9 protein-coding genes, 1 tRNA gene and 1 pseudogene (1 of these 11 running past the window's edge) are annotated in these 13,039 nt (G+C 43.5%); 10 read left to right on the top strand and 1 reads right to left on the bottom strand.

Going from position 1 to position 13,039, the window contains the following annotated elements; genetic code table 11:
* Nucleotides 1–12 precede the first annotated feature (12 nt).
* From ACHCNF_RS09480 to ACHCNF_RS09455, 6 genes are all read left to right on the top strand, one after another.
* A complete protein-coding gene (locus ACHCNF_RS09480; RefSeq protein WP_408069560.1) occupies nucleotides 13–828 on the top strand; it encodes a glycosyltransferase in 816 nt (271 codons plus the stop codon).
* 69 nt (nucleotides 829–897) lie between these two features.
* Nucleotides 898–1,989 (top strand): GDP-mannose 4,6-dehydratase, encoded by a 1,092-nt coding sequence (gene gmd / locus ACHCNF_RS09475; protein ID WP_408069559.1) that lies wholly within the window; start codon nucleotides 898–900, stop codon nucleotides 1,987–1,989.
* Between the two features lie 75 nt (nucleotides 1,990–2,064).
* A complete protein-coding gene (locus tag ACHCNF_RS09470) occupies nucleotides 2,065–3,240 on the top strand; it encodes a glycosyltransferase family 4 protein (protein ID WP_408069558.1) in 1,176 nt (391 codons plus the stop codon).
* Between the two features lie 195 nt (nucleotides 3,241–3,435).
* Nucleotides 3,436–4,977 carry a glycosyltransferase gene (locus ACHCNF_RS09465; RefSeq protein ID WP_408069557.1) on the top strand — a complete coding sequence of 514 codons (1,542 nt, stop codon included), beginning with the start codon at nucleotides 3,436–3,438 and terminating at the stop codon, nucleotides 4,975–4,977.
* Nucleotides 4,978–5,164: 187 nt separating this feature from the next.
* A complete protein-coding gene (gene glmS, locus ACHCNF_RS09460) occupies nucleotides 5,165–7,033 on the top strand; it encodes a glutamine--fructose-6-phosphate transaminase (isomerizing) (protein ID WP_408069556.1) in 1,869 nt (622 codons plus the stop codon).
* A gap of 135 nt (nucleotides 7,034–7,168) precedes the next feature.
* Entirely contained in the window at nucleotides 7,169–8,485 is a 1,317-nt protein-coding gene (locus tag ACHCNF_RS09455; protein WP_408069555.1) for a sugar phosphate nucleotidyltransferase, read from the top strand.
* A gap of 93 nt (nucleotides 8,486–8,578) precedes the next feature.
* On the opposite strand, the gene ACHCNF_RS09450 is transcribed toward ACHCNF_RS09455, so the two are convergent.
* Nucleotides 8,579–8,664, bottom strand: a tRNA-Ser gene (locus ACHCNF_RS09450).
* Between the two features lie 172 nt (nucleotides 8,665–8,836).
* Here ACHCNF_RS09450 and dnaX point away from each other — a divergent pair.
* From dnaX to ACHCNF_RS09430, 4 genes and pseudogenes are all read left to right on the top strand, one after another.
* Nucleotides 8,837–10,450, top strand: a pseudogene (gene dnaX / locus ACHCNF_RS09445) (DNA polymerase III subunit gamma/tau); the annotation flags it as partial.
* 582 nt (nucleotides 10,451–11,032) lie between these two features.
* Nucleotides 11,033–11,383, top strand: a complete 351-nt coding sequence (locus tag ACHCNF_RS09440; RefSeq protein WP_408069554.1) for a YbaB/EbfC family nucleoid-associated protein — start codon at nucleotides 11,033–11,035, stop codon at nucleotides 11,381–11,383.
* Between the two features lie 31 nt (nucleotides 11,384–11,414).
* Entirely contained in the window at nucleotides 11,415–12,014 is a 600-nt protein-coding gene (gene recR / locus ACHCNF_RS09435) for a recombination mediator RecR (RefSeq protein WP_408069553.1), read from the top strand.
* A gap of 51 nt (nucleotides 12,015–12,065) precedes the next feature.
* Nucleotides 12,066–13,039, top strand: the 5' portion of a protein-coding gene (locus tag ACHCNF_RS09430) for an aldose epimerase family protein (protein ID WP_408069552.1). It continues 67 nt past the right edge of the window; 974 of the gene's 1,041 nt are visible here — the first part of the coding sequence; the start codon lies at nucleotides 12,066–12,068; its stop codon lies off the right edge, out of view.

The raw sequence follows: 13,039 nt of genomic DNA, 5'->3' as shown, positions 1-13,039 counted from the left end.
TCTCTTCTTGATATGGATAAACAATTTTTTAATGCAAAAGATCATACATTCACGATCTGTGCTTACGGGCAAAGTGAATATATAGAGGAGTGCATCAGGTCGGTCAGGAATCAGACTGTGCAGACAAGGGTAATCATGTGCACTTCTACACCATCTGAATATTTAGAACACCTGGCACAAAAATACGATATACCGTATTTTGTTAATGAGGAAAAGAAGTTCAACAGCGACATAGCATCCGATTGGAATTTCGCTATAAGCTGCGCCGGTACAAGGCTTGTTACCATTGCGCATCAGGATGATCTGTATAAGCCTGATTTTGCAAAAGAGGTGATTGAACACTTTAATGGAACGACGAGGCCCCTCATAGCCTACACCGATTATGCCGAGCTTAGAAACGGACGGGAGGTTTCTGATATCAGGAATCTTAATATAAAGCGCATAATGCTGTTTCCTCTAAGACCACGTTTTATGTGGAGTTCTAAATTCATGAGGCGAAGGATGCTCTCATTTGGTTCTGCAATCTGCTGCCCGTCTGTGACATATGTTCCGGAGAATCTTCCTGAGCAGTTATTTATTCCGGGTTACAAAGGCGGAATTGACTGGCAGGCATGGGAGAGATTTTCAAGACTTAAAGGTGAGTTCGTTTTTGTAAACAGTATCCTGATGGTTCACAGGATTCATGATGATTCCGAGACCACTGCTCTAATTAACGGTAATACCAGAACCCAGGAGGATTTTGAGATGTTCTGTAAATTCTGGCCAACGTGGATTGCAAGAATTATTGAACATTTTTACAAAAAAGGAGAGGACTCCAATAATTTATAGATAATAATGGTAAATTGAAACTATGTGTTATAATGGTGGCAATTGATATAAATTTTGAAAGGATTTTTTATGGCTAAAAAAGCACTTATTACAGGCGTTACAGGACAGGACGGTTCATATCTGACAGAGCTTCTTCTCGAGAAGGGTTACGAAGTACATGGCATGATCCGCCGTTCATCAGTTGATTATAGAGAGAGGATCGCGCACCTTGAGGGACAGGATAATTTTCATCTTCACTTTGGTGATCTTGGCGATTCCATGAGTATTGTTGATGTTGTTAATACGGTAAAACCGGATGAGATTTATAACCTTGCGGCACAGAGTCATGTTCAGGTGTCTTTCAATTCACCTGAGTTTACAGCTGACGTTGACGCAATCGGTGTGCTGAGAGTTCTTGAGGCAGTTCGTCTTTGCGGACTTACTGATACCTGCCGCATTTATCAGGCATCTACTTCAGAGCTTTATGGCAAAGTTGAAGAGGTTCCTCAGAATGAGAACACACCCTTCCATCCCTACAGTCCCTATGCTGTTGCCAAGCAGTACGGTTTTTGGATTGTGAAGGAATACAGAGAAGCTTACAACATGTTCTGCTGTTCAGGCATTCTGTTTAACCATGAGTCTGAGAGACGAGGCGAGACCTTTGTTACAAGGAAAATCTCATTGGCTGCGGCCCGTATCGCACAGGGCAAACAAGACAAGCTTTATCTTGGAAACTTAAGCTCACTTCGTGACTGGGGATATGCCAAGGATTATGTAGAATGTATGTGGCTGATTTTGCAGAATGACAAGCCAGAGGACTTTGTTATTGCAACAGGTGTGCAGCATTCCGTTCGTGAATTTGCAACCCTCGCTTTCCACCATGCAGGAATAGAACTTGAGTGGCAGGGTAAGGAGATGGACGAGAAGGGTATTGACAAGGCAACCGGCAAAGTTGTTGTTGAAGTAAGCCCCGATTTTTACAGACCTACAGATGTTGTTAATCTTTGGGGCGATCCTTCCAAGGCTAAGAGAGAGCTTGGATGGAATCCTACCAAGACAAGCTTCGAGGAGCTTGTAGAGATTATGGTTAAGCATGATATGGAGAAGGTTGCAGTAGAGCGTGCAAGCGAGAGAATTAAGACTAACCTCGCAGAGTACCTTGAGAAGGGCGTTGTGAAGTAACATGGTTCTGATTGATATATCAGAAACCTGGACAGAGACGTAGTTTTTTGAGAAATAATTTATGAATAATAATCTATGAAAAAGATATGCTTTGTGATTCAAAGGTATGGCAGGGAGGTTAACGGCGGCGCTGAGACGCTGTGCCGCGAGCTTGCCGAGCGCATGTGCAGTCTCTATGAGGTGGAGGTTCTTACGACTAAAGCCGTAGACTACATGACCTGGAAGAACGAATATAAAGAAAATGATGAGATGATTAGCGGCGTGCATGTACGCCGCTTTTCTGTAAATAAGGAAAGGCACAGGACGAGGTTTAATATCATAAACAGAGTGTTTATGGAGGGGCTTCTTCCCCGTGCTCTTGAGGGAAAATGGCTTATTGAGCAGGGCCCCTATGTGCCTTCTCTCACACAATATATTAGGGAGCATAAGGATGACTATGCTGTCTTTATTTTTGTAACTTATCTCTATTATCCTACTGTTGTAGGTATAGAAGAGGCGCCGGATAAAGCTATTGTCTTGCCACTTGCTCATGATGAGCCTTTTCTTAAGATGAAGATATTTGAACCGCTTTTTACAAAGCCCCGTGCATTTTTATTTGAAACCGAGGAAGAGAGGGACCTTGTAAGGACAAGATTTCAATGTGAGAATATTCCATATCTTCTTGGTGGATCTGGAGTTGATGCGCCTGAAGCAGTAAACGGCGATGCTTTTAAGAAAAAATATGGTTTAGATAATTATGTTATTTATGCCGGTCGTATAGATGACGGCAAAAACTGTCCCGAACTTTTTGATTTTTTCCTTAGATTTAAAAAGTCTCATGGGGGTAATCTTAAGCTTGTGCTCCTTGGAAAAACAGTTATTGATATTCCAAAGTCTGAGGACATAGTAGCTCTTGGATTTGTAAGCGAGCAGGATAAGTTTGAAGGTATCGCAGGTTCTGCGGCTCTTATTATGCCATCAAAATTTGAGTCGCTATCCATTGTGGTGCTTGAGGCCTTCAGTGTAGGCAGACCTGTGATCGTTAATGGTGAGTGTGCGGTTTTAAAGGGACACTGCGATAAGTGTGGTGGCGGATTCTACTACACTGATTATGACAGCTTCGATGAAAAACTCTCTAATCTCCTTGCTGATAAAAAGCTTCAAAGTGAAATGGGCGAAAGGGGCAAAAAATATGTATCCGAGCGGTTTAGCTGGGACAGGATATGCGCTAATCTGGCTAAACTCATAGAGCTGGCTTCGGAGCCGGGCTAAATTTATAGATAGTAACCGCGGACGTTTTTTTATAGCATAGCTTTCCTATGCTATAAAAAACACTCCGTGAGGATGCGCACTCGCGCGAAAGGAATATGTTGCAAGCTGCAACCGCGCTCGGCGCGAGAATGTCGCGAGCGACATTCTTTTTATGAAGAGCGCCGATTATAGATTGTAAAACAAGTAGGAGACTCAGTGTTAAAAGGTGCAAATATACAAAGAAGCAGAATAAGCCATGGAGAAAGCCATGTAATAAGCCAAGTAGCAAGTCATGGAGTAAACCATCCAATAAGCCATGTAGCGAAGTCCGTGATAAAGCGCTTTTTTTCATATACTATGCGTGAGCGCATTCGCGGAAGGTTCTTTGATCTGGCATATCCTTTTAAAATGAGACAGGCGATAGATTTAAATAAATACCCTGCAGGCATCAACCTCATCGGACACATTCGAGGTGACTTTGGACTTGGCGAGAGCTGCAGGCTGGTTGCTGATACCATTAATGAGGCCGGAATTCCTTTCATAGTAAAGAATATTTTCCAAAACAAAAGTGCCGACGAGACCAACACAAAATATGCTGAGTTTGAATCAGAGGAGCTGCGATATAACATCAATCTGGTCCACATAAATCCAAATGAAATGGTCAGCTTTTTACTTAAGTCTAAAAGAGAAGATTTTGACAACAGATATATGATAGCTTTTTGGCTCTGGGAACTTCCAGAGTTCCCGCCTGAGTGGGTATATCAGATAAAAATGTTTGATGAAGTCTGGACTCCTTCGGATTTTGTAAGTGATGCCATACGAAAGGTCACTGACAAGCCTGTTTTTACCGTGCCCTATGCGATGAAGGAACCTGTTACCGATGATAAATATGACAGGGAATATTTCGGGCTTCCTTCGGACAAATTTCTATATCTGATGTCCTATGACGGACTAAGTAATTCTGAACGCAAAAACCCGGATGGTGCCATAGCGGCATATAAAGCGGCATTTCAGCTAAAGCATACAGACGACAATGCTGAAAGCTGTTGCTTACGAGAATTATCCGAGATAAAAACTTATAAAGATAACTCGGAGGTAGGCCTAAAATATATGGGAATTCATACTTCCGATGAAGACCTCGTAATTAGGGCAACAAATACTTCGGATGAAGATCTCGTAATTAGGGTAACCAATACTTCAGATGAAGATCTCGTAAATAGGGTAGCCCATACTTCAGATGTAGGCCTCATAATTAAGGCAACCCATGCTTCGGATGCTGAGATAACCCATATAAAAAAGCTCCTTGAAGGTTATGACAACATATACATCTTAACTGACAGCTATAGTAAGACGGAGTTTAACAGTTTGATAAAGTGCGCAGATGCTCACATCTCACTTCACAGATCGGAGGGCTTTGGGCTTGTCATGGCTGAGGCTATGTTCCTGGGAACGCCAAGCGTTGCAACCAAATGGTCAGCCAATGCTGAGTTCATGTCTGATGGTGCATGCTGCATGGTTCCTGCAAAGATAATAGAGATTAAGAAGGAAACGCCGCCCTACCACAAGGGTTGTCACTGGGCAGACCCGGATGTTGACGCTGCTGCAGACTATATCAGAAGGCTTTATTTAGAAAAAAAGTTTTATGATCATAAGAAGGAACAAGCCGGGATATATATCAGAGAGCGATTTTCATCAGGAAGAGGAGCTGCAATTATTAAGAGCAGAGTGGACGAGATCATGAAGAAGGAAATTTTGTAATATGCGAGAAAATCTTGATTTTATCAGGCTTTCACACATAAGGATTGTGTGAAACTTGTGCTTTTTCTCAAAATATATATAATGGTGATGATACTATCGCTTAAATTTTCTAAGTGATTTTACATATGTATAGCGATAGATGAATTTGAAACTATTAAATTTTTTATAGAAAAGAAAAGGATATTATATGTGCGGAATAGTTGGATATGTAGGTAAAAAGCAGGCGGCTCCCATCCTCCTGGATGGTCTTTCAAAGCTTGAATATCGTGGATATGACTCAGCAGGTCTCGCTGTCAGAGGCGGCGATGGCAAGGTCAAAGTCGTTAAGGCTAAGGGCAGACTTAAAGTTTTGTCTGAGAAGACCAATGATGGTGCTTCACTTCAGGGTACAATTGGTATCGGTCACACCAGATGGGCTACTCACGGTGAGCCTTCTGAGACCAATGCTCATCCGCATGTTTCATCTAATGTATTTGAACATGGCGCGGCTGTAGAAGAAGCTAATGTTGTCGGTGTACACAACGGCATCATCGAGAACTACCAGGAGCTTAGAGAGAAGCTTCTTCGTCATGACTACGAATTCTATTCACAGACTGACACTGAGGTGGCAGTTAAGCTTGTTGATTATTACTATAAAAAGTACAACATCGGACCCATCGATGCTATAGCAAAGACTATGGTACGTGTTCGCGGATCTTACGCTCTTGCGCTTATGTTTAAGGATTATCCGGATGAAGTGTGGGTAGCGCGCAAGGATTCACCTATGGTTATAGGTGTTGAGGATGGTGCAACCTATGTTGCATCAGACGTTCCTGCAATTCTTAAATACACCAGAAATGTTTATTACATCGGTAATCAGGAGATGGCCCGCCTTGGTAAGGGCGAAGCTCACTTCTACAACCTTGACGGTGATGAGATTCAGAAGGAAAAGGTTGAGATTAAGTGGGATGCAGAGGCTGCTGAGAAGGGCGGCTTTGAGCACTTCATGATGAAGGAAATCCACGAGCAGCCCAAGGCTGTAGAGGATACTCTCAGCTCAGTAATAAAGGGCAAAAAGATTGACCTTACAGAATGCGGAATTACTGATGAAAAGATTAAGTCACTCAGACAGATTTATATAGTTGCCTGCGGTTCTGCCTGGCATGTTGGAATGGCTTCACAGTATGTATTTGAGGACCTTTCAAGGATACCTGTCAGAGTTGAGCTAGCATCTGAATTCAGATACAGGAAGCCGCTTCTTGATAAGAATGATCTTGTTGTAGTTATTTCTCAGTCCGGTGAGACAGCTGATACTCTGGCTGCTCTTCGCGAGGCTAAGAGTCAGGGCGTTGCTACACTTGGAATTGTTAACGTAGTAGGCTCTTCAATTGCAAGAGAGGCTGACCACGTTCTTTACACCCTTGCAGGTCCTGAGATTTCAGTTGCCACAACTAAGGCTTACAGTGCTCAGCTTGTTGCAACCTATGCTCTTGCTGTTCACTTTGGATATGTCAGAGAACTTATCGATAAAAAGAAATATGAGTATTACATCTCAGAGATGAAGACAATTCCTGAGAAGATTACAAAGGTTCTCGATGATAAGGAGAGACTCCAATGGTTTGCAGCCAAGTATTCCAATGCCAAGGATGTTTTCTTTGTTGGCCGCGGAATTGACTATGCAGCATGCCTTGAGGGAAGTCTTAAGATGAAGGAGATATCCTATATTCACTCCGAAGCATACGCTGCAGGAGAGCTTAAGCACGGAACAATCAGTCTTATTGAAGATGGAATCCTTGTAATAGGCGTACTTACTCAGAACGATCTCTACGAGAAGACCATTAGCAACATGGTTGAGTGTAAGGCAAGAGGTGCTTACCTCATGGGACTTACAACCTATGGTCACTATGAGATTGAGGATACAGTTAATTTTGCAGCATACGTTCCCAAGATTGATGAGCACTTTGCGGCATCACTTGCTGTTATCCCGCTGCAGCTCCTTGGCTACTACATAAGCGTTGCAAAGGGTCTTGATGTGGATAAGCCCCGTAACCTTGCAAAGAGTGTAACTGTAGAATAAATAAAAGTATTTGTAGCATTACTGGTGCATTTGCCTTTGATTAGCCATACTTGATAAGACGGTAAGTTGGATGAAAAGGGGCAGATGCACTTTTGCTTCAATGGACAAATGAATTTTGGGGAAAAGATAAGTTACATGAATATAATTTTATTATCAGGTGGATCAGGCCAGCGCCTTTGGCCCTTGTCCAACGACGTCAGATCAAAACAGTTTATAAAGATTTTTAAGGACAGTGACGGCGAGTATGAGTCCATGGTTCAGCGTGTCTATCGCCAGATCAGGGCAATAGATGCTGATGCTAATGTGACAATTGCAACCAGTAAATCTCAGGTTTCAGCAATTAACAATCAGCTTGGAATGGGTGTTGGAATTTCCATAGAGCCTTGCAGGCGAGACACTTTTCCGGCAATTGCACTTGCAAGCTCATATCTTCATGATGTCCAAAATGTTGGACTTGATGAACCGGTAGTGGTTTGTCCTGTGGATCCTTATGTTGAGAAGGAGTACTTTGTAGCCCTTGAGAAACTTTCAAAGCTGGCAGCAGAAGGTGACGCCAATCTTACACTTATGGGCATAGACCCCACATATCCTTCGGAGAAATACGGTTATATCATCCCTGAAAACAAGGATGAGGTTTCGAAGGTTATATCCTTCAAGGAGAAGCCTGACGTAGAAACAGCCAAAGACTATATTTCCAAAGGCGCACTCTGGAATGGTGGTATTTTTGCATATAAACTCTCATATCTTCTTGATAAGGCACACGAGCTTATAGATTTTACAGACTATCAGGATCTGTTCGATAAATACGACACCTTGGAGAAAATTTCCTTTGACTATGCAGTCGTAGAGAAGGAATCCAGAATCAATGTTATGAGATTTGGGGGCCTTTGGAAGGACCTTGGGACTTGGAATACCCTCACAGAGGCAATGGAAGAGAATGTCATAGGAGAAGCTCTCCTTAATGAAAAGTGCGACAATGTCCATGTCATCAATGATATGAACATTCCTGTTATTGTCATGGGGTTAAAGAATGCCATAGTTGCTTGTTCACCTGATGGCATCCTGGTATCCGACAAGGAGCAGAGCTCATACATAAAGCCCTTCGTTGAGAAGATCGAGCAGCCCATCATGTTCGCTGAGAAATCCTGGGGAAGCTACCGCGTTCTTGATGTAGAGAAGGATTCCATGACCATTAAGGTAACGCTTAACCCCGGTCATAGGATGAACTACCACAGCCACGAGAGACGTGATGAAGTATGGAGCGTTGTTCGAGGAACAGGTCTGACCGTAATAGATGGCTTCGAGAAAAAGGTTCATCCGGGGGATGTTATCCATATGAAGGCCGGAACAAAGCACACCATAATTAATGACAATGGCGAAGAACTGCAGCTTATTGAGGTTCAGATGGGAACGGATATAACTGTGGAAGATAAGATTAAGTACGAGCTATAATCCTGTGGAACGCAGGATTCCTGAACGCATTTTCCAATTTGCGTTCAAGAAGTCATACAAAAAGCTCTGCCTCATCAGGCAGAGCTTTTTTAGCGGAGTCGGAGGGATTCGAACCCTCGTGCCCAAAAGGACAAACGCATTTCGAGTGCGCCTCATTACGACCACTTTGATACGACTCCATATTATAATTTGCGAAGATTATCAGTATTCTGAATATCGCATAACGCGCTCACCAGCACGCTTTTTTATTATACGAGCAGTATTTTACTAAGTCAATAAACTATTGTTGATGAGGACCTAATTGAGTATAATTAGATGATTGGATTATGAAAAAAATCGTGGGGATTTTTAATGGCGTACGTAGCTTTATATAGAAAGTTCAGACCGCCTGTCTTTGATGATGTCAAGGGACAGGATCATATTGTGACAACGCTGAAGAATCAGATAAAATCTGATAGGATAGGACATGCGTATCTGTTTTGCGGAACCAGAGGTACAGGTAAAACTTCGGTAGCCAAGATTCTGGCCAGAGCAGTCAACTGCGAGAACCCGCAGGATGGGAGTCCTTGTGGAGAATGCCCGACCTGTAAGGCAATAGAGTCCGGTGCGGCTATGGGGAATGTGATAGAGATTGATGCTGCATCCAATAACGGCGTAGATAACATTCGTGAGATTATTGATGAGATATCTTATTCACCAACCGTAGGAAAGTACAAGGTTTATATTATAGACGAGGTTCACATGCTCTCGACAGGGGCTTTTAATGCTCTTCTTAAGAGTCTTGAGGAACCTCCGTCATATGTTATTTTCATTCTTGCAACAACTGAAGTACAGAAGATACCGATCACGATTTTGTCCAGGTGTCAGCGTTACGATTTTCATAGAATTACCATTGATACTATTGCAGACAGACTGCGTGAGGTTGTTGATAAGGAAGGCGTAAAGGTAGAGGATAAGGCTCTTCGCTATGTGGCGAAGGCAGCAGACGGCTCCATGCGTGATTCCTTAAGCCTCCTTGACCAGTGCATTGCGTTCAATTATGGCGAGGAGCTGACCTATGACAAGGTCCTGGGAGTTCTCGGGGCTGTGGATACACAGGTTTTTGGCAAACTTTTTTCATACCTGATAGTGCAGGATGTAACAGGTGCGCTTAACCTCCTGTCAGATATAGTGATTCAGGGGCGCGAGCTGTCGCAGTTTGTTAATGACTTTATATGGTATCTCAGAAATCTTATGCTGGTCAGCACTTCTGACAACATGGAGGATGCAGTTGACATGTCTACTGACAATCTGAATTCGTTAAAAGAGCTGGCGAAGAGTTCGGACATCGATACTATTATGAGATATATCAGGGTGTTCTCTGAGTTATCGCAGAACTTGCGCTTTGCAGCTCAGAAACGTATTCTGATAGAGGTGGCTCTTATCAGATTGTGTAAACCTCAGATGGATGAGACTACGGATGCTCTCCTTGACAGGATCAGGATTCTTGAGCAAAAAAGCGAGGAGATGGATGGCGTTCTCGGAGGGATAAAAAGCGGACAGATAGCGGTTAACGCTTCGGGACAGGCAGCCTATGGCAGCGCTGATGGCAATGCAGGTGCGGCCGGAGCAGGAGCCACTCCTCAGAAGGCTAAGGTTCTGGAATCTGCAGTTGCCGATGACGTCAAGAGGGTTGTCAATGAATGGGGCAGGCTTCTTGTCAGAATGCCTAATCCTATGAGAACTTACCTCGAGAAGGCAGGCATAAGTCAGAGTAACGACAACAGACTCATAATCGTGCTTGATAACAAGGAGCGTGTTAACAAATACAACGAGGATCCTGGCAAGAGCGAGCTCTCAGCAATTATTGACGAATCCATAGGAAAACATGTGGAGTTTGAGATGCGCTATGCTGACCACAACAAGCCAATGGAGGAACAATTTGTTCTTCTGAATAATATCAATTTTGATATTGTGACTGAGGATGAGGAAGAAATGCCGGATTTCCCGGAGGACAATGTGGCAGAAGAGACGCCTGACGCTCCGGTAAGAGGCGTAGCAGAAGATAAGACTGAAGCTTCGGAAAGCAGAGTGACAGAAGAGGCACCAGACTCTTCGGCAGGCAGTGTTGCAGAAGATATGCCTGACTCTTCGGCAAGCGGTGTGGTAGAAGATACAGCTAACGTTCAGGCAAGCAGTGTGTTAGAAGATACAGCTAACGTTCAGGCAAGCAGTGTGTTAGAAGATACAACTAACGCTCAGGCAAGCAATATGTCAGAAAGTGGCAATTCGGGTTTTCGCCAGAATGATTCTGGAGAGGTTGAAGAATTTGCCGCATTCGATGAACAAGTGGCCCATATGGAAGACCAACATAACATTGAAAATTCAGGTGGTGATATCATCACCGGCATAGATGAGGATGAGTACTACGCTCAGATGGCTCAAGATAATGTGGCCTATGACGAGCAGCAATTTCTCGATGAAGAAAATGCCTTCGAGGAGAAGGACACCGAGGATGAGTGATTTTTGAAACAAGCCTAAATAATTGAAAACAGGAGGAATATAAAAATGGCAAAAAGAGGTGGATTCCCGGGCGGTATGCCGGGCAACATGAACAATCTTATGAAACAGGCTCAGCGCATGCAGCGCCAGATGGAGGAGAGCCAGAAGGAACTTGAGACAAAGGAATTTAAGGCAAGCGCAGGTGGCGGAGCTGTAGAAGCTACCGTTACTGGAAGCAAGAAGCTTACAAATATCACAATTGCAAAAGATGCAGTTGATCCTGATGATGTTGAGATGCTTCAGGATATGATCCTGGCAGCAGTTAATGAAGCTATGGATCAGGCTGAGAAAGCACAGGGCGATATTATGGGCAAGATGACCGGCGGTCTTGGCGGCCTTGGGGGACTTCCTTTCTAAGGAATAGCAGTCTTGGAGGACTTTCGTTTTAATGGATTTATACAGCGGACATATTAACAGACTGATCGATGAGCTGTCGTCCCTTCCCGGGATTGGCGGCAAATCGGCTCAGCGACTGGCTTTTTATATAATAGGCTTGCCTAAGGACAGAGTCGAAAGGCTTGCCAGGTCACTTACGGATGCCAGAGAGAATGTGCACTATTGCAGCAAATGCTGCACCCTGACAGATGATGAGATCTGTCCTATTTGTGCCAATGAAAAGCGTGATCACAGAACCATAATGGTTGTGGAGAACACCAGAGATCTGGCAGCTTATGAAAAAACAGGAAAATACGAAGGGGTCTACCATGTTCTTCACGGTGCTATTTCCCCTATGCTTGGGATAGGACCGGGAGACATTAAGCTTAAGGAACTTGTTCAGAGGCTACAGACAGAGACTGTTGATGAGGTTATAATTGCAACAAACTCAAGCCTTGAAGGCGAAACGACAGGAATGTACATAAGCAAGCTGATCAAACCAACGGGAATCAAAGTCACGAGGATTGCCAGCGGGGTTCCGGTGGGTGGAGACCTTGAATACATAGATGAAGTTACACTGCTTAGAGCCCTTGAGGGCAGAACAGAATTATAAGCAGGCTATAAACTAACTATTTCGTTGATGAGCGAAAGGATGGAGGACAAAATGAGTGTGAAAAGAGAGTTTCTGGGAGAAACAAAAGATGGAGCACCTATTTACGGATATCATATGACAAACGATCAGGGGATGGAGGTTTGTCTTATGAACTACGGCGCAGCTATCCGCAACATTTTTGTTAAGGATAAGGATGGAGAAAAGAGAGACGTGGTTCTTGGTTTTGACGAGCCCGAGAAATACTTTGATAATTCATGCTTCATAGGCGTTGTGGTAGGACCTGTTGCCAACAGAATTGGCGGGGCTGCTTATTCTATAGACGGAAAAGATTTCAAAATGGCTGTAAATGACGGACCTAATAACCTTCACAGTGATTTCGAGAATGGTTTTCATAAGAGAGTCTGGGAAGCTTCTGAGACTGACAACAGTGTTACGTTTACAATTAAAGCAGATGACGGAGACCTCGGTTTTTCCGGAAACAGAGAGTTCTCTGTTACATATACTCTTTCTGATGACAATGCGCTTTCACTTCATTACCATGCTACAAGTGATGCCAAGACTCTCATTAACATAACAAACCACTGCTATTTTAACCTTCGTGGTCATGATGCCGGAACTATTACAGATCATATTGCACAGTTTAACTCAAGCAAAACAACTGTAGTGGGCGACGGACTTATTCCTACAGGCGAGATTGCAGACGTAGAAGGAACTCCTTTTGATTTCAGAAAAGAGAAAGTTATTGGACTCGAAATAGATGCTGACAATGACCAGCTTAAGCTTGGCGGCGGCTACGACCATAACTTTATTATTGATAATGCTGACGGTACAAGAAGAACCTTTGCTACAGTGACATGCCCTGAATCCGGAATCACAATGCAGTGCTCAACAACACTCCCTGCATTCCAGTTCTATGCAGGTAATTGCCTTGAAGCTGACGGCGGCAAAAATGGCGCTGTTTATAAGAAGAGGGAAGGTTTTTGCCTTGAAACACAGATTTATCCTGACGCGATTCATCATGGCAA

Origin of the sequence: Butyrivibrio sp. NATIVEDY162, assembly GCF_045999815.1 — a bacterium.
Taxonomy (GTDB): Bacteria; Bacillota; Clostridia; order Lachnospirales; family Lachnospiraceae; genus Butyrivibrio.
Note: the sequence above shows the minus strand (reverse complement) of the source record. Positions and strands in the feature narration are given on the sequence as shown.